This window comes from Prodigiosinella aquatilis (genome assembly GCA_030388725.1).
In the GTDB taxonomy this organism is placed as follows: domain Bacteria; phylum Pseudomonadota; class Gammaproteobacteria; order Enterobacterales; family Enterobacteriaceae; genus Prodigiosinella; species Prodigiosinella aquatilis.
This window is the reverse complement of record CP128857.1, coordinates 2,958,683-2,977,689: the sequence shown is the minus strand read 5'-3', so window position 1 is coordinate 2,977,689 and position 19,007 is coordinate 2,958,683. Positions and strand designations below refer to the sequence as shown.

Here is a 19,007-nt window from a genome sequence, read left to right as displayed (position 1 = left end):
TCTCTATTTAAGCGGCGAGTTGGTGCGTTCCAGACCGTAACGCTCCATTTCTTTATAAGGCACGGTGGTGATTTTCTGCGTACGCACATCCACCAGTGTTACCCGGTCGGTACAGGAGTAGCACGGATCGAGACTGCCGATAATCAGCGGCGCATCAGAAACGGTATTACCGCGCAGCATGTAACGCAGTACCGGCCAGTTGGCGTAGGTGGCGGCACGACAGCGCCAGCGAAACAGTTTCTGGTTATCGCCGGTCATGCTCCAGTGAATATCTTCACCGCGTGGCGCTTCGGTGAAGCCCAGTGCGAATTTATGCGGCTGATAAGTGAAATGCTCGTTCAGCAGCGGGCCTTCCGGCAGGTTATCCAGACCGAATTCAATCATCGCCAGTGAGGTGAAGACTTCACGCACGCGCACCAGCAGCCGCGAATAGACGTCGCCGGCATCCAGATGATGCAGCTCCATCGGCAGGTCAAGGTAACCGGCAAACGGATGATCGATACGCACATCACGCTGGAAGCCGCTGGCGCGGATCATCGGCCCGACCGGGCTGTAGTCACGCGCCACTTTGCGATCCAGGATACCGATACCCTGGGTGCGTTGTCCCATGTTGGCGGTATTGAGCAGCATATCGGTAAGTTGGGTGACTTCTTCACGCATTTCCCGCACCAGCTTGATGGTTTTTAACCGGCTGTCTTTCAGAATATCGCGGCGCACGCCACCAATCAGGTTCAGACCGTAGGTTTTACGTGCGCCAGTCAGCATCTCCGCCATCTGCATGGATTTTTCACGTATCCGGAAGAACTGCATAAAGCCGGTATCAAAGCCGACAAAGTGGCTGGACAACCCAATATTCAGCAAATGACTGTGCAGACGTTCCACTTCCAACAGCACGCTGCGGATGGCATGGGCGCGAGGCGGTACCGGAATGCCCAGCGCGTTTTCAATCGACGAGGTATAGGCCACGCTGTGGGTGAAACCACAAATGCCGCATACCCGATCAGACAGGAAAGTCACTTCGTTGTAACCCATGCGGGTTTCCGCCAGTTTTTCCATGCCGCGGTGGACATAGAACAGGCGATAATCGGCATCAATAATCTGTTCACCATCGACAAACAGACGGAAGTGGCCCGGTTCGTCCGAGGTGATATGCAACGGACCAATTGGCACCACTCGGGTGTCGCCAGTGGCTTCGTTGACGAAAGTATAGGACTCGTCGTCACAGGTTGGTGTCGGGCGCTGGCGGTAATCCATTGAATCTTTACGCAGCGGATAGAGTTCGTCCGGCCAGTCATCCGGTAACACCAGACGGCGTTCATCCGGTAGACCCACCGGGATAAGTCCGTACATGTCGCGCACTTCGCGCTCACCCCAGACGGCAGCCGGTACGCGTGGTGTGACGGACGGGAATTCCGGTACGGTAGGATTCACCAGGGCTTTCACTACCACCCAGCATTTTTCGCCTTCTTCCATCGACAGCACGTAGTAGACCGCGAAGTGACCGTTGAGTGAGCGTTCATCATTACCAAATAACACCGATAACCAGCCGCCATTCTGGTAGTACAGAAATTCCACTACCTCCGGCAGCATGTTCAGTTTGACGGTCAGGGTCAGTTGGTTGTGGGTTTGCCACTCCTCCTCCAGGACTGTCGCCGGGAATTTCTCTCTGACGCGGGCGACATAGCCAGCACCCAGTTTGTCCAGGTTGGCAACAGGGGTTTCATTAATCACGGTACATCTCCTGACGGGAAGGGGTTAACGATGAATGCTCAGCCAGCGGCGCAGCGTCCGTTGCGGTGGTGGTAATCGCCGTTTGACGATGAAACAATGACTGCCATGACAAGGAAAATGGCTGCGTTTCGGCTGGCTTGCCGTTGTTCAGTACGATGGTGGTGGCGTTTTCCAGCAGGTGGGTAACCGGCTGTGGAATATGGGTGCCCATTACCAGCATCAGTATCAGCAGAACCGCCATCGGGACGGTGGTCAACCAACCCAGTTCACCTTTGCTGACCGCTTCCGGGCGACTGCCCAGTACGGTACTGGCTATCATGCGTACCAGACCAGCCAATACCACGGTTAGCAGCACCAGCAGCACTATCACCAGCACCAGATGTCCGCCGTGAATACCGGCAACAATGGTCAGAAATTCACTCAGGAACACATTGAATGGCGGCATGCCGCCCAGAGCCAGCGCCCCCACGAACAGCGCGCCGGTGAGCGGCATCACGCGCAGAATTCCTTTCACCGCATCCATGTCGCGGGTGCCATATTTCAGTAGCACATTACCGGAACCGCAGAACAACAGGGTTTTCGCCAGACTATGGTTCAGTGTATGCAGCAACGCCGCCAGTATGCCCAGCGGGCCGCCGATACCGATCGCCACGGCAATCAGCCCCATATTTTCCATACTTGAATAGGCCAGCAGACGCTTCATGTCACGCTGTACCAGAATCAGTAACGCGGCCACGGCGACCGACATCGTGCCGAAAATAATCAGCAGTCGTTGTGGGAACTCGGGGCCAATAGCGGCACTGATCAGCATGTAATAGCGGATTATTACCAATAATGCACAGTTCAGCAGTACCGCTGATAACAGCGCACTGGTCGGGCTGGGGGCTTCACTGTGTGCGTCAGGTAACCAGGCGTGCATCGGGAACAGGCCGGTTTTGGTGCCAAAGCCGATGAGGATGAAGATAAATGCCAGGTGCATCAGCGTGCTATCTAGCTGGCTGGCGTGTTTCATCACCTCAGTCCAGAAAATGGCGTCGCCAGGGTTAGCCATCACGCTGGCGGCATTGGAATACACCAACACCGTGCCATACAGACCAAACGCGACACCCACGGTACAAATAATGATATATTTCCAGGCCGCTTCCAGCGAGGAACGCTGACCGTACAGCCCCACCAGAAACGCCGAGCTGAGCGTGGTGGCTTCAATCGCCGCCCACATCAGGATCAGGTTGTTACTGGTGATCACCAACAGCATGGTGAACAGGAACAGGTGGAAGAAACCGTAGTAGTTGCACAATGTGGTCACGGTGATTTCACCACTGTCCACTTCATGGCGCATATAGCCGATCGAATAGAGGCCGGTGATAAAGCCGATGATACCCAGAATGACCAGGAACAGGGCGCTCAGGCTATCCAGATGCAACCAGCGGTTGGCGGCCAGCAACTCGCCGTGCTGGTAGACGGTCCACACGGCGAACAGCGTGACAACCAATAGCACGATGATACCCAGCAAGTGCAACAGGTTGACCAACCCGCGCGCCGCGCCGCCGGTAAAGCGGCAGACAAAGGCCAACAGGGCGACCACCAGCGGCGAACCCAGCAGGATGAGAAAGAGATCGATATTACTCATGTTATTCACCCTTTCAGCGCTGTCAGTTGCTGAACATCCAGCGTGTTAAGTGTGCGATGGATTTTGCGTGCCATCAGTGCCATCACGATGACCGCAAAAATGGCATCGGTAGCGATACCGATTTCCACCAGCTCCGGTGCGCGGTTTGCCAGCAACGCCAGCGTCAAATGCGCACCGTTTTCCATCAGGCAGTAACCAAATACCTGTTTGAGAATGTTGCGCTGGCTGACAATACACAGCAGGCCAATCATGAAATGTCCCAGCGATACTGCCAGCGCTGGTTTCAGTTCGCTGACCATCGGCAGTTGCACCGGGGCCACCGCGAAGTAGCTCAGTACCACAATCACCGTGGCGATCAGAATAATCATCGCCGGGCTGAGCACGCCGCCATCGGCTTTCGGGTCGGCCAGCTTACGGAAGGAGCGGTACATGATGGTCGGCACCAGCACCACTTTGGTGATAAAGGCGCTGATGGACCACCAGTACAACTCCGGTGCGTGCAAGGTATTGGCCAGTGAAATGAAAATCAGCACCAGCACTAACGATTGCAGTGCGTACAGACAAGCCGAGGTGGTGGGCTTTCTGGCGCCGATCACCAGCAGTGAAGTGATGATCAGCAGTCCGGCCAGGTTATTTACGATAAGTGATCCAGTCATGATCGTTCCTTATTTCAGCCACAGGGCGGCAATGACGCTGGAAAACAGTGACATCCCAATCAGTACCAACAGCACCGCCTGCATGGAGCGGGGCACTGGTGTCGCGGTAGCCACTTCCTCCGAAGGTTCGCCCGGTACGGTGCGGCCAAACCAGTAAAGGAACCAGGCGAAGCTGCCAACCGATTCAATCAGCGTGATGATCAGCAGTGGCAGCAACCACACTTGTTCACGGGACAGCGCAAAACCGGCGGCAAACAGCGGAAATTTACTGAAGAAGCCATTGAAAGGCGGCACCCCGGTGATCGCCAGCGCTGCGACGCAGAATCCCACGCCCAGCAGCGGCATCTTGCGCATGATCCCTTTCAGCTTCGGTAACATACGGGTACCGCAGCTGTAGCTGAGCGCGCCCGCCACCAGGAAGAACAGACTCTTGGCGAAAGCATGGTTGAAGATGTAGGCAATACCGGCATCAAAGGCCATGCGTGAGCCGAAGATCGACAGTGACAGCGCAAAGAAGATGTAAGACAGCTGGGTGATGGTGGAGTAGGCCAGCAGACGTTTCATATCTTTTTGCGGCAGATACATCAGGAAGCCATACACCAGGGTAATGGTGGCCATCACGATACCGACGACGCCAATCACGTGCGGAACCTCACCAGCAGACAGAATGGCGCGGGCAAAAATGTAAACCCCCACTTTCACCATTGACGCGGCGTGCAGGTACGAGCTGACCGGTGTGGGTGCTTCCATCGCGTCCGGCAACCAGACGTGTAACGGGAACTGGGCGGATTTCCCCCAGGCGGCAAACAGAATTCCGCTGAACACGATGATCTTGCCGGTTTCATCTAACTGCGACAGCGCGCTGAGCGCAAAGGTGCCGGTGTTGACGAACAGATACGCCGCCGCCAGATAAAGCCCGATGGAGGCCACGTGGGTTACCAACAGTGCTTTCATCGCCGAGCGCAGCGACTTGGGGGTTTGGTAGTAGCCGATCAGCGCCCAGGAACATCCTCCGGTGATTTCAAAGAACAGCAACTGCCCCAGAATGGTGGAAGAGAGTGTCAGCCCGGCCATCGCGCCGATGAACACCAACAGGAGCGCGTAATAACGGTTGGTCCCTTCATGGGGATGTTCACGGTTACCCAGCGTCAGGTAACCGCAGGAATAAATGCTCACCAGCAGGCCGAGGGACACCACGGCAAAGCCAATCAGCAGGCTGATTCGGTCCAGTATGAATCCGAAGATTTCAGTCTGGCCGTAGCGGTAGAGGGTGAAGGTGACGTCCGTCTTCCCGCTGTTGAAATAGGCGCAGGCCAGCCAGGCCATGCCGAGCGTCGCCAGCAATGCGAACAGACTGCACAGGATTTTGGCCTGTCGCTGCGGCATAAAAGCGATCAACAGTGCGCCGAAGAACGGCAGCAGGATGGTCGCAAGGGCAACATTCTTTATTGCAAAAGTCTCCATGATGAATGCTTACTCCTTATAGACCAGTCAGATAGAAAACGAACGCCAGCGCCGCAACGCCGAAGCCCAGCCAGGTAACTCGTCCGGTCAGCAGGAAACGTCCACGGGCCAGGCTGTTCTCAATCAGGGCGGCAACGATAAATACCACTCCCAGCTTGATGACAAAGGTCAGTGAACCCCACAGTATGCCCGCCAGCGAGACACTGGCGGCTTTACCAAACGGGATGAAAATTGACAGAAACAGCGCGGCAACCACCACCTGTTTCAGGCTGATACCCCATTTCACCAATGCCAGGCCAGCACCGGAATACTCGGTCAGCGGGCCTTCCTGTAATTCCTGTTCGGCTTCGGCTACATCGAACGGGATTTTGCCCATCTCGATGAAAACGGCGAAGGCGCAGGCCAGCAGCGCCAGTACGGTTGCGGTCGGTGAAACCCAATGGCCGTTGGCCAGCTGCTCACTGATGTTGCCGATATTGGTCGATCCGGCAATCAGTGCTACCACCAGCAGCGCCAGAATCAGGATCGGCTCCACCAGCACGCCGAGTGTCAGCTCACGGCTGGCACCAATCCCGGCGAAACTACTGCCGGAATCCAGACCGGATAGCGAGAAGAAGAAACGGAACACCGCAAACAGATAGAGCAGGGTGATGATGTCGCCACCCGCCCCGAACGGAGAGGCATCGGTGATGATAGGTAACGTCATCGCCACCACCATCATGGTGCTCAGCAACACAAACGGCATCAGACGAAAGACACCACCGCTGTGCTGCGGCGCCACTTCCTGACGGCGCAGCAGTTTGAAGATGTCACGGTAATCCTGCAATATGCCCGGCCCCTGGCGAGAGTGCATCTTGGCGCGGATGACCCGCGACATGCCAGACATCAGCGGTGCAATAGCCAGTAACAGCACGGCCTGTAACAGGGCACAGACGATCAGGGTAAGTACGGAAACGTGAGTCATGATCCTGTTCTCCTTAGGCCATTGTCGCGAATATCAGAATGACCAGCGCGGCGACCACATACAGGCAGTAGACCCGGAAGTCACCATTCTGAATCCACTGCGCGGCGCGGCCGAGACGTTGTACGCCCCGCACTAATGGCGCCACGATATGGTCGTCCCACACCGGTTCGACGTATCCTGCTGCCTGGGTGGTATGTTCCAGTGCGCTTTGCATCGCCGGGGCGGGATCCAGAGTTTTACGCATCCGGTACAGTGGCGCGAACATCACGCGTAACGGTTGGGTAAAGCTACCTGCTGATGCCGCCATCGAGGCTTCATAACCATAACCACAAGCCCACGGCGTGCCGCGTTGACGGAAGTTCAGACGAGCACCGCGACAGCCGACGTAAAGCAGTAGCGGCAGCAGCGGTAATGCCAGCAACAGAATGAAGATCAATGGGGTGTTCAGTGTGGTCTGTTGCGGATTGCCAGGGAATACCTGCATACCCAGTGCCACGGTCGGGGCGCTATTGTGGGTCAGACTGGCGGCCACTTGTGCGATGATGGGAGCGATCTCGCTGGCACCGATACCCAGCAGCACGCACAGTAACGCCAGCAACAGCATGGCGGTGGTCATCGGCCACGGGACTTCCCGGGCCTGAGCGGCTTTTTCACTGCGTGGCGCACCAGAGAAACTGATACCGTAAACCTTGACAAAGCACATGGCTGCCAGCGCACCGGTAATCGCCAGCATCACGATGGCAATTGGCGCCACCAGACGCAGGCCAAAGCTGCCGTCGTGACTGAGGCTGAACAGAGACTGATAGGTGAACCATTCACTGACAAAACCGTTCAGTGGCGGCAGCGCGGAGATCGCCATACACCCGACCATAAATGCCAGTGCGGTACGTGGCATCAGGCGAGCCAGACCCCCCATTTTTTCCATGTCTTTTGTGTGCAGACGATAAATGACGGCTCCGGCCCCGAGGAACAACAAGCCTTTAAACACGGCATGGTTAAGCAGGTGATACAAGCCACCAAGCAGACCCAGCATCGCCAGCAGTGGATGATGCGTGGCAATGCCAATCATGCCAACGCCGACGCCCATCAGAATAATGCCGATGTTTTCTACCGTGTGGTAAGCCAACAGCCGTTTGATATCGTGTTCGGCCAGCGCATACAGCACACCCAGTACCGAAGACACCGCACCAAACACCAATACCACCACGCCCCACCATGTTTCGGTGGCACCGAGCAGATCGATACCGACTTTGATGATCCCGAAGATACCGATTTTCACCATGACGCCGGACATCAACGCGGAAGCGTGTGACGGTGCTGCCGGGTGAGCGCGTGGCAACCAGCCGTGTAATGGCAACATCCCGGCTTTGGCACCAAAACCAAAGAACGCCAGCAGGAAGACAACGGAAGCCTGCGGTGCAGATAGCGATGCCTTGCGGAAATCAGCAAAATCCAGGCTACCGCTATGCCGGTAGAGCAGGAAGAAGGCGATCATGATCAGCACCGAACCGGCGTGGGCAATCAGGAAATAGAGCAGACCAGCGCTGACCGCTTCTTCGTTTTGTTCGGAAATCACCAGGAAGTAGGAGCTAAGGGACATCACTTCAAACAGAATAATGAAGTAGAAAGCGTTATCCACCACCACCAGCGCTACCATCGAGGCGATAAACAGGTTCATGAAGAACCCCATCGCCCAGGCGCCGCGTCCGCGGTATTCCTGGAGGTAAGCCAGTGAGTAGAGCGATGTCATCATCACCAGCAGAGAGATCACCATCACCATAAATGCCGCCAGGGCATCAAGACGTAAGGTCAGATGGGCGAAGGCATCAAAGGGACCACTAAACATGGCAGTGACGACCGGGCCACCGAGTAATAGGGGTAATGCCGCCGCGACGCCGGCGCAACCGCCGACAAACGAACAGAGTCCACTCAGGCGGATAGCCAGCGACTCCTGACGCGACAGACACAGGGAAAGCAGTGCGCCCGCCAGATAAAATGCCAGTGACAGACTCAGCCATTGCAATGCAGTCATCATAATTTTGGCTCCCGTTCAGTTTCCGTTGGCGGGAAAGGAATATTACCGGTCGGCCATTCCATCGCCTGTTTCTGCTTGGCGGCTATAGCGTTTTCCATGCTCTGGTCATCGACCAGATACAAGGCGTTGGTCGGACAGACACGCACACATTCCGGGCCATTTTCCAGGAAGTCACACAAGTCGCATTTCACCGCAATGCTGCGAACACCGGCATTCCATGACAGGAACGGATGAATAGAGGAAACGCTGACCGGCACGTCAGAGAGCATGGACAGCGGAATATGCTGATCAAAAGTTTCCGGAATAGACAGCGGCTTGCTGCCTGATGGAGTGATTGCGCCAAATGGACAGGCGATAGCACAAAGCTTGCAACCGATGCAGGTATTCTCATCCAGTACCACCGCATTATCCTGATGCGTAATGGCATTGACCGGACATACTTTGGCACAAGGCGCATCCTCACAGTGACGGCATAGTACCGGAGCGGTGCCACCGGCATCGCGCTCGACCGTCAATCTCGGATGTGTCTGTAGTCCCTGTTGGCGGTGTACCTGTGTACAGGCGGCCATACAGGTGTTGCATCCGATACAACGTTTTGGCTCCGCAATGACGAAGCGGTTCATAGCCATACCCTCCGGGGTCATGATGAAGTAGTCTATCGCCGGAAAGCATATTCCATGCCATGTGAGTTGAATTCTTACTTAGTTATTTTAAATCAATGTGTTGCTCTCTTTTTTCTGAAAAATGAGTGGTGTGAAAAACGTCGCTCGACATTAGTGACGACGGTTCTTTCCGACAATGAAGGCAATCTCGTCACTATCGACAGCAAAAGATTTTTTCATTCTGGATAAAACACCGGAAGAAGGAAGATGATGCGTTTTTCGCCAAAACAGTGGGAATCAAAAGGTAAATTATCGTCATAAGCGCTGTTTTTATGGTTCGGTTGGGTGTAATCAAGATCGCTGGCATTAAATTTGCTTAGTCTGTTTCATTCTTTTTTGTGTCGACAATCGAGAGGAGCTGGATATGTGTCTTGGTATTCCGGGTCAGGTCGTGGAGTGGGCGTCAGTGGATCGCCAATTGGCGTGGGTGGATGTCTGTGGCGTAAAGCGTGAGGTCAATGTGGCATTGATCGTGGGTGATGACGATCAGCAACCGTTGATCGGCAGTTGGGTTCTGGTTCATGTCGGGTTTGCCATGAGCCGCCTCGACGAACGTGAAGCCCGTGATACGTTGGACGCATTACGACAGATGGAAGAAGTAGAACAGGACGTGACGGTGTTTCTGAGAACCTGACGGAGATGTCGCTAGCCTGCCATCCCGCACTCATTTTATCGAGATGACTACGCGGCGGGGATAATATTGTTACCCCATATACGGGTTATACCCGTCATACTTCAAGTTGCAGGTGTGTTGGCTGCGTTCGTTCACCCGAATCACTTACCTGAGTAAGCTCCTCGGGATTCACTCTCTTTCCGCCTTCCTGCAACTTGAATTATTTGGGGTATATATAATGTGCCTCCGCAGCGCCGATCGTCTGTTTGATCTGTTCTGGCGCGGCTTCAACCATGTTCGTGGTCAGTCATGGGCGGCGGCGATACGGTGGAAACCATCGGTTTCGGTTTAATTCGCATGGTATAAATGACGCCACTGATCAGGCAGATAATTCCGCATAATGTCAGCAATGGCGGCCAGGATTGGCGCAGTAAAAAGGTATATGCCAGACCCGCCAGCGTTTCAAATACCAGCAGTGGCCCCACTAATACGGTGGGCAGGCGTTGGCTAGCCTCGTTCCAACACAGCGTGCCGAGCCAGGAGCTGAACAGGCCGATGATCACCATCAGCGTAATAAATACCTCCGGTCGTGGGCCGAAAGGGAGTGCGAAGTGCGGCTCGGTCAACGCCAGATAACCACCAACCAGCAGGTATCCCACCAGTGCCAGTGGTAGTGTCGCGACACCTTGTGCAGTAGCCCAAGTGCCTGGGTTTTTATCCGGATGTTGGCGTAACCAGCGAGCGTTGCGCAATGGATACCAGGTCCAGCAGACAACGGCCAGCAGGGCCAGTGCCATGCCACTGAGGTAGTTCCATAACGATAGCGGTGCCGACGCATTGGTGATCTCCGCTATATTCACCAGGATTAACCCCACAGCAATCAGCCCCAGCGCGGGTGTCAGGCGTCGCCATGATAAGCGACCATCATGACGGCTATAAAGCAGGTTGGCGCTTATGGCGATCACCACCGGTAGTGTTCCGATAATCATGGTAGTAATCGGTGCGCCAGTTCGCTTGATGGCACTGGCCAAACAGAGGTAGTACAGCAGGTTGCCGATCGTCGAAAGCTTCAGTGCCTCAAGCCAGTCCTGAAGGGTTAGCTGCGTCAGACGGGCGCGATCACTCCAGGCCAGCGGGAGGGCAATCAGACCAAACGCGAGGTAACGCCCGGTAGACTGTAAGGCGGCTGGGTAGTCGGGTATGAGTAGCGGCCCGATAAATATCAATCCCCACATCAAGCCTGCGGACAGCGCAAATATTATACCGGTTAACATTAGCCTTCCTGTTCTGTAGTTAAACCTATCCAAGGGGAACGATGATCTTGCTAACCGAAATACGGGTGATAGAAAAACCATAAAAGAATCAAATTAGGTATTGGTATGGAATAGCAAAACTTTGTACTGATAATGGCCACTAGCATAATTGACTTGAAGTAAGGTGTGAACTTTCAGCAGTTAAAAAATTATCCGTGAATCTTCACATTGTCATTACAACCTGGCCGACGTAGTTAATACGCGGTTCTCCCTTCCTGGTCCGGCGTGAGCTGCTATATCTGCGAGATGGCAGCCCTTTTTTGCGATCGGGTATAACGCACATGATGACCATTATGGCATGCCATTCAGCATAGTTATGAACTATCAATTTTACGATTTTCTTGATCTCATCTGTTCTGGATAGTAGCATTCTCGGCGATAACAATAACTTATGGAATATGTTTTATTTTTGTAATCAAATACTTGTTCGTTTTTTATGAATAACTATGTGATTTTCAAGTCTGTGGCTTGCTGAAATGAAATGGTTTATCACGATAATAACAACATCTTATCTCCGTAATCTCTCCTCGTTTTACCAATTCAGCTTGAGCTGAATTTATTGCTGGCAGTCGTTTTGCCACAGGGTGGTCGCAGGGAGCATAAACATGGATTATCACTATGAAAAAACAGAAAGTTAGTCTTGCCTGGCAAATCCTCATCGCACTGATTATTGGTATTGTTGTCGGTGCACTTTTACATGAGTATCCCAATGACAAGCAATGGCTAATCAGTAATATCCTTAGTCCGGCAGGGGACATATTTATACGGTTAATCAAGATGATTGTGGTCCCCATTGTTATTACTACGCTGGTGGTGGGAATTGCCGGTGTTGGTGATGCCAAGAAATTGGGGCGCATCGGTTTAAAGACCATCGTCTATTTTGAAATCATTACGACATTGGCCATTATTCTCGGTATTACGTTGGCGAATGTCTTCCATCCTGGTTATGGCATCGATATGTCGACGCTGACCTCGGTGGATATTTCCCAGTATGAAAAAACCACGCAACAAGTACAAAGCGGTACTCACAGTTTGGTGGGGACTATTCTGTCGCTGATTCCCTCCAATATTTTTGCCGCATTGGCTAAAGGGGATATGCTGCCGGTGATTTTTTTCTCGGTACTGTTTGGGTTGGGCTTGTCCTCGCTACCGAGAGAACAGCGTGAACCTTTGCTGAATGTGTTCCGCAGTGCATCGGAGACCATGTTCAAAGTGACACATATGATCATGCGTTATGCTCCGGTGGGGGTGTTTGCGTTGATTTCCGTCACTGTGGCCAATTTCGGTTTTGCTTCACTGTGGCCACTGGCAAAACTGGTGATACTGGTTTATGTCGCCATCCTGTTTTTTGCGCTGGTGGTACTGGGATTGGTGGCACGCGTGAGTGGTCTGCGCGTGACAATGTTGATCCGCATTCTGAAAGATGAACTGATTCTGGCGTATTCCACAGCCAGTTCGGAAACCGTACTGCCACGGATCATTGAAAAAATGGAAGCGTATGGTGCGCCGAAAGCCATCACCAGTTTTGTGGTGCCAACTGGTTACTCTTTTAACCTGGATGGCTCTACGTTGTATCAGAGTATCGCCGCCATTTTCATCGCCCAACTCTATGGTATTGACCTCTCTCTCAGCCAGGAACTGTTGCTGGTGGTGACACTGATGCTGACGTCCAAGGGCATCGCCGGTGTACCAGGGGTCTCTTTTGTGGTGTTGTTGGCGACGTTGGGCAGTGTCGGGATTCCGCTGGAAGGCCTGGCGTTTATCGCCGGGGTTGACCGTATTCTGGATATGGCGCGTACCGCGCTCAATGTGGTAGGTAACTCACTGGCGGTGCTGGTGATATCCAAATGGGAAGGTCAGTTTGACGAGGAGAAAGCACGGGCTTACGAGCGTGAATTGATCGGACTTGAGGCTCGGCCCGCCAGTCAGGAGTAACGTATCCATAAAAAAACCGGGCATTGCCCGGTTTTTTGACGATTGAAAACCTTTTTCACGTTAACGCCGGATTTCCCTGAACCATCCGGCGCATCGCGCGGTTAGTAATAGCCGTACAGTGCCGCTAAAATCCAGCCAAAGACACAGGATGTACTCACGCCAATCAACCCTGGCAAAATAAAACTGTGGTTAATGACGAAACGACCAATGTGGGTAGTACCGGAGCGGTCAAACTGGATGGCAGCCAGATCGCTGGGGTAAGTCGGCAGAATGTAGTAACCGTAGCAGGCTGGCGCTGATGCCACGATATAGGCGGGATCAACACCAATCGCCAGTGCTACAGGCACAATGGCAGCCAGTGCTGCGGCCTGAGAGTTGACGAATTTGGAAACCAGCAGCAGGATTAACGCGTAAGCCCAGGGATAATCTTTTACCAATGCGCCCAGTGTATCTTTAATTTGCGACATGTGGGCGCCGAACATGGTTTCCGCCATCCAGGCAATACCATACACCGCGACAATAGCGATCATCCCTGAACGAAACACTTCGTTTTTCGAAATAGACGCGGGATTGGTTTTAGTCGCTATGATGATGATGGCGCCAGACAGTAGCATGAACATCTGAATGACCAACACCATGGACAACGGCTTGTTGTTAAATATCGGACGCAGGCTGGGTATTGCCCCCATCAACGCTACAGCCGCAATAGTCGCCAGGAAGATCCACATGGCTACCCAGTTTTTGCGCGGCAGTTTTTTATCCAGCAGCGTAGCGGTATCACCGTAGACGTATTCTTTGTTTTCCGGTACGGAAATAAATTTTTGGAAAACGGGGTCTTTATCCAGATCTTTACCTCTGAACCAACTGAAAATCCCGATAGCCAGAATACCCAATAAGGTTGACGGAACCGTGATTGCCAGTAAGTTCAGAAATTCAAGATGTTTACCCTGAAAGGTAAAGTTACCCAACATGGCAACCAGCGATACCACGGCGACAGAAACCGGGCTGGCAATAATCCCCATCTGGGCACCGATAGAACTGGCCGCCATTGGACGTTCAGGGCGGATATTATTTTTGATTGCCACGTCATAGATAATGGGCAAAATGGTGTACACCACATGTCCAGTACCACAAAGAATGGTCAGGATACAGGTGACAAACGGCGCAATAATCGAAACATATTTCGGATTACGGCGCAGCATTTTTTCCGCCATTTGCAACATGACATCCAAACCACCAGATGCTTGCAATGTTGCGGATGCGGCGACTACAGAAATAATAACCAGCATTACATCAACTGGTGGTTTTCCTGGTGGAAGTTTGAAAATGAAAACCAGAATGACAAGTCCGATACCGCCTAATAAACCCAGCGCGATCCCACCTTTACGTGCGCCATAAAACAGGCATATCAAGACAATGATAAGCTGAATGATAAAGTCCATAGATTCCCCATTACTCATAATGACGAGTTAATTAATTAAGATTGGCTTACTTTCGTCACGGCTACTATAGATATTATTGATCATTTTTTTTCTTGATCTGAGTCTATTATTTTTAATGTTTCTTTAATTTGTCTTAAATTTATCTTAAATAAAAGAACTCCTCTGCAATAATAAATAATTATTGGTTTTTTTAGTTTTTTAATTATAAAATTAGTTTATTAAATAATCTGGAATATTGAGCGTTATTTTCAGGTTTGATTTTGGCTTTGTTGTCGATTTTTTGTTTATATTATTGTTTTGTTTTTGTTGTAATAAGGTTCTTGGTTTGTTTTTTATTGGCGATTAATACTAATAAATGTCTTAATCTAAATGATTTCTGAAATGGATAACGTATGGTACTTAACGTAATAAATTGATAAATATCATGTTTTTATATTATTTTTTTATTGCTCGCTTTATTAATATTAATGTCAATATTAACGCGCTTTATTATCTCATCAATAGATGATAATGATTAACGATTGCGACAGATTCAACCCTTGGTACTGGTATGTGAGGGCGATTCACATTTTTCCAAGGATGATGGTTAGAAAACTCAATAGTATCTTTAGTTATTAAAATGAAGATAATATAAAACTTATTAGTATAATATGGACGATAAATGGCGGTATAAGCCCAAAATAATTCGAGTTGCAGGAAGGCGGCAAGTGAGCAAATCCCGATGAGCTTACTCAGGTAAGTGATTCGGGTGAGCGAACGCAGCCAACACACCTGCAACTTGAAGTATGACGGGTATAGACGTGTTTTGATAACCGCTTAAATATGTAAAAATCACCGCACTTTCATGTTCCGTCCTCTGCAATATGACCTTGCCAGTTTACCGTTACAGCCGCTGTTACTCTCCCTTCATCTGATCTCGCTCATCTGGTTATCGAACCGGGGTAATATCTGGTGAAATGCGCTGTGCAGCGCTATACAAGATATATGCGAAAAACACCGGTCAGCCGGTGGTCGGAATCAGCAGACTGCTGACAAAGTCAGATATCTCAGATATCTCAGATATCAGGGCGTGTGCGTCGATGGGCGTAGCGGTGTAAGCCGCTGAAGTGACCTTAGGCGCGGTATTCCTGGGGATCTTGGGTGTAAAGGCAACGTTGCCAACAAACATCGATGCTGGTCAGTAACTGGTCGTCATCTTTTTTGAATGTGACAACTATTTTGCCAGTCCATCACAGATAGATTTCTGCTCAAAGGGAGAGTGTTATGCACGACAAATTACTTATTGATGGTAAACAGGTTGCGGGAAACGGCGAATATCTGGCGGTGTACAACCCTGCTACCGGTGAAGAGATCGCCGCTATTCCACAGGCTGATTTGGCGCAGGTCGATGACGCGGTGAACGCGGCGGACGCGGCCTTTGTTCATTGGGGGCGTACATCACCCAAAACCCGTGCCGCACTGCTGCTGGCAGTGGCTGAGGCGATTGAAACGCATGCCCAAGCCCTGGCGAAACTGGAATCGCTGAACTGTGGTAAACCCTACCATGCGGTACTGAACGATGAGATCCCGGCCGTCGTCGATGTCTTTCGCTTTTTTGCCGGCGCAGTCCGTTGTCTGAGTGGGTCAGCCGCCGGTGAGTATCTTGAAGGACACACGTCGATGGTCCGCCGTGATCCGGTGGGCGTTGTCGCGTCTATCGCACCCTGGAATTATCCGCTGATGATGGCAGCATGGAAGTTGGCTCCAGCGCTGGCCGCCGGCAACTGTGTCGTGATGAAACCGGCAGAGCAGACACCGCTGACCACCTTTTATCTGGCCACTCTGCTGGCAGATATTTTCCCGCCGGGTGTGGTCAACATCCTGTTTGGTCGGGGGAAAGATATCGGTGATGCTTTAACCGGTCATAAACTGGTGCGCATGGTATCGCTTACGGGCTCTATCGCCACCGGTGCCCACATTGTGGCTCATACCGCTGACAGTGTTAAACGCACACATATGGAGCTGGGCGGCAAGGCACCAGTCATTGTATTTGCGGATGCCGATCTGGCGCAGGTCGTGGCGGGGATCCGGAGCTTTGGTTTCTATAATGCGGGTCAGGATTGTACGGCGGCCTGTCGGTTATATGTGCAACGTCCAGTCTATGAGGAAGTGGTCGCGGCGCTGGGTAGAGCGGTTTCTACCCTGAATATGGGTGATCCGCAGGATGACGATACTGAATTGGGGCCGCTGATCACAGCCGGACAACTGGAACGTGTGATTGGTTTCGTAGAACGGGCCAAAGCACAATCGCATATTCGGGTCATTACCGGTGGGGCGCGTGTATCAGGCGGCGGTTACTATTTTCAACCGACAGTGCTGGCCGATGCCCGTCAGGACGATGAAATCGTGCAGCAGGAAGTATTTGGTCCAGTAATTTCCATCACCCCATTTGATGACGAGGCCCAGGTCGTGGCATGGGCCAATGACTCCGGCTATGGTTTGGCCTCGTCGATATGGACAAAAGATGTGGGCCGTGCCCATCGTATCGCGGCCAGGCTGCAATATGGTTGTACCTGGGTAAACACGCATTTCATGCTGGTGAGTGAAATGCCCCACGGTGGGCAAAAGCTTTCCGGTTATGGCAAAGATCTGTCCATGTACGGGCTGGAGGATTACACCCTGGTGCGCCATATTATGATCCGACATTGATTCAGAACCAGCGCCATTGTTATTGATAAATCGTGTTGTTGATAACTCGTGGCGCTTTAGTGGGCAGTATGCCCACTAATGGTGCATTTGGTCTGGGTTTTTGGCGGTATTTGATCCTGAAGAATACTGATATGGGTTTTTATCTCTGTTCCGCATTGTTCCTATTTATTTAATCTTACAAAGCCTCTATCCAGAGGCGAAAAGTTTTTATTTCAAAATTTGATGGGCAACTGGCGTGTTCTGTGCATTACTTAAATTGGTATCACATGATACCCGTTAAGCAAGGAGTCTATTTTGTCCAGATTGCCGACTTGTCTCAACCCGCTAGAGTGTTCTCAGCAGGCGCTTAAATGGATTATGAGTGATGTGTTATCCGATGAGGATGTACAGACACTAAATCAGGAAACACTGAATTCCTTCCGTGAATATGTCAATCCTGGTTTCCTCGAATACCGGAAATCAGTTACCAGCGGCGGTGGCTATGGCGCAGTAGAGTGGCGCGCCAGCGGCCCGAATACCCTGCTCGATACCCAAGGTAATGAATATCTCGACTGTCTCGGTGGTTATGGCATTTTCAATGTTGGCCACCGTAACCCTACCGTGGTGGCTGCCGTTGAGAAACAGCTTGCCAAACAGCCGTTGCACAGCCAGGAATTGCTGGACCCGCTACGCGGTATGTTAGCAAAAACGCTGGCGGCGATTACGCCGGGTAACCTGAAATACAGCTTTTTATCCAACAGTGGCACGGAAGCAGTGGAAGCGGCATTGAAGCTGGCGAAAGCGTATCAGGGGCCAAAAGGTAAATTCAGTTTTATCGCCGCTCATGGGGCGTTCCACGGTAAATCGCTGGGTTCTCTCTCCGCTACCGCCAAACCGATATTCCGCAAACCTTTCATGCCGCTGTTGCCGGGGTTCCATCATGTGCCTTTTGGTGACATTGACGCCATGAGAAAGCAGATTCATCAATGCCAAAGTAACGGTGAAGGCATTGCCGCCGTGATCCTGGAACCGATTCAGGGTGAAGGTGGGGTGATTTTGCCTCCGGATCAATACTTGCCTGCGGTGCGTGCACTGTGTGACGAGATTGGGGCATTGCTGATTCTGGACGAAGTTCAGACCGGTATGGGACGTACTGGAAAAATGTTTGCCTGCCAACATTATGGTGTTCAGCCCGATATTCTTTGTCTGGCGAAGGCACTGGGCGGCGGCGTGATGCCGATTGGCGCGACAGTAGCAACCGAAGCGGTATTCTCGGTGCTGTTTGATAACCCGTTCCTGCATACCACTACGTTTGGTGGCAATCCGCTGGCTTGTGCGGCGGCGCTGGCAACGATAAATGTGCTGTTGCGGGACAATCTGCCTGAACAGGCGGCGCAACAAGGCAGCTTCCTGCTGTCCGGGCTGAAACGGCTGGCGGCACGTTATCCGGAGCTGGTGGCCGAGGTTCGCGGACGGGGATTGTTGCAGGCTATTGAGTTTAAAAAGAACGAGATCGGTTATGCCTTTGCCAGTGAACTGTTCCAACGCCGAGTGTTGGTGGCCGGTACGCTGAACAATGCCAAGTCGATCCGTATTGAGCCACCGCTGACTATCACCCATGAACAGTGTTGCCATGTTCTGCTTGAAGCAGAACGGGCACTGGAGAAGTTATGGAAAACGCAGCGGGCAGGGGTTAAACCAGAATTCATCGATGAGGAACTTTCGATACAGTGAAAAACCAGCGAAATTCTGTCAACGTCGTGCTGTCACGATGTGACAAGCCAGTCCGGTAATCTGACTGGCTTTTTTTTGTCTTCCCTCCGTTACATCTCTTCATTATCCCGCAATGCATCCTTCACCTCAGTGTCACAGTCAGTCGGCATCATGTTGCACAT

At 52.0% G+C, this 19,007-nt stretch carries 13 protein-coding genes; 4 read left to right on the top strand and 9 right to left on the bottom strand.

The window, feature by feature from the left end:
* Nucleotides 1–3: 3 nt before the first annotated feature.
* Genes PCO85_13785 through PCO85_13755 form a run of 7 tightly spaced genes read right to left on the bottom strand, consistent with a single transcriptional unit; the run spans nt 4 to nt 9,103 of the window.
* Entirely contained in the window at nt 4–1,731 is a 1,728-nt protein-coding gene (locus tag PCO85_13785; protein ID WJV52313.1) for a hydrogenase large subunit, read from the bottom strand.
* The gene (locus PCO85_13780) at nt 1,724–3,361 is read right to left on the bottom strand and encodes a hydrogenase 4 subunit F (GenBank protein ID WJV52312.1); all 1,638 of its coding nucleotides are present in this window, start codon (nt 3,359–3,361) and stop codon (nt 1,724–1,726) included. Before PCO85_13780 ends, PCO85_13785 begins: the two co-directional genes overlap by 8 nt.
* A 5-nt stretch (nt 3,362–3,366) precedes the next feature.
* Nucleotides 3,367–4,017: a hydrogenase 4 membrane subunit gene (gene hyfE, locus PCO85_13775; protein ID WJV52311.1), complete on the bottom strand. Its 651-nt coding sequence runs from the start codon at nt 4,015–4,017 to the stop codon at nt 3,367–3,369.
* A gap of 9 nt (nt 4,018–4,026) precedes the next feature.
* Nucleotides 4,027–5,481: a hydrogenase 4 subunit D gene (locus PCO85_13770; GenBank protein WJV52310.1), complete on the bottom strand. Its 1,455-nt coding sequence runs from the start codon at nt 5,479–5,481 to the stop codon at nt 4,027–4,029.
* Nucleotides 5,482–5,497: 16 nt separating this feature from the next.
* Nucleotides 5,498–6,445 carry a respiratory chain complex I subunit 1 family protein gene (locus PCO85_13765; protein ID WJV52309.1) on the bottom strand — a complete coding sequence of 316 codons (948 nt, stop codon included), beginning with the start codon at nt 6,443–6,445 and terminating at the stop codon, nt 5,498–5,500.
* A gap of 13 nt (nt 6,446–6,458) precedes the next feature.
* A complete protein-coding gene (gene hyfB / locus PCO85_13760) occupies nt 6,459–8,480 on the bottom strand; it encodes a hydrogenase 4 subunit B (protein ID WJV52308.1) in 2,022 nt (673 codons plus the stop codon).
* Nucleotides 8,477–9,103: a 4Fe-4S dicluster domain-containing protein gene (locus PCO85_13755; GenBank protein ID WJV56088.1), complete on the bottom strand. Its 627-nt coding sequence runs from the start codon at nt 9,101–9,103 to the stop codon at nt 8,477–8,479. The genes hyfB and PCO85_13755 overlap by 4 nt, the downstream gene beginning before the upstream one ends.
* Before the next feature lie 403 nt (nt 9,104–9,506).
* On the opposite strand from PCO85_13755, the gene hypC reads away from it, so the two are divergent.
* Entirely contained in the window at nt 9,507–9,776 is a 270-nt protein-coding gene (hypC, locus tag PCO85_13750) for a HypC/HybG/HupF family hydrogenase formation chaperone (GenBank protein WJV52307.1), read from the top strand.
* Between the two features lie 266 nt (nt 9,777–10,042).
* On the opposite strand, the gene PCO85_13745 is transcribed toward hypC, so the two are convergent.
* Entirely contained in the window at nt 10,043–11,029 is a 987-nt protein-coding gene (locus tag PCO85_13745; GenBank protein WJV52306.1) for a DMT family transporter, read from the bottom strand.
* A 657-nt stretch (nt 11,030–11,686) separates the two neighbouring features.
* Here PCO85_13745 and gltP point away from each other — a divergent pair.
* Nucleotides 11,687–13,003, top strand: a complete 1,317-nt coding sequence (gene gltP, locus PCO85_13740) for a glutamate/aspartate:proton symporter GltP (protein WJV52305.1) — start codon at nt 11,687–11,689, stop codon at nt 13,001–13,003.
* Between the two features lie 101 nt (nt 13,004–13,104).
* Here gltP and PCO85_13735 read toward each other — a convergent pair whose 3' ends face one another.
* Nucleotides 13,105–14,445, bottom strand: a complete 1,341-nt coding sequence (locus tag PCO85_13735) for an anaerobic C4-dicarboxylate transporter (protein ID WJV52304.1) — start codon at nt 14,443–14,445, stop codon at nt 13,105–13,107.
* 1,263 nt (nt 14,446–15,708) lie between these two features.
* Here PCO85_13735 and patD point away from each other — a divergent pair.
* Together patD and ygjG are read left to right on the top strand one after the other, a co-directional pair.
* Nucleotides 15,709–17,133 carry an aminobutyraldehyde dehydrogenase gene (gene patD, locus PCO85_13730; GenBank protein WJV52303.1) on the top strand — a complete coding sequence of 475 codons (1,425 nt, stop codon included), beginning with the start codon at nt 15,709–15,711 and terminating at the stop codon, nt 17,131–17,133.
* 294 nt (nt 17,134–17,427) lie between these two features.
* Nucleotides 17,428–18,846 (top strand): putrescine aminotransferase, encoded by a 1,419-nt coding sequence (gene ygjG, locus PCO85_13725; protein ID WJV52302.1) that lies wholly within the window; start codon nt 17,428–17,430, stop codon nt 18,844–18,846.
* The last annotated feature ends 161 nt before the right edge of the window (nt 18,847–19,007 follow it).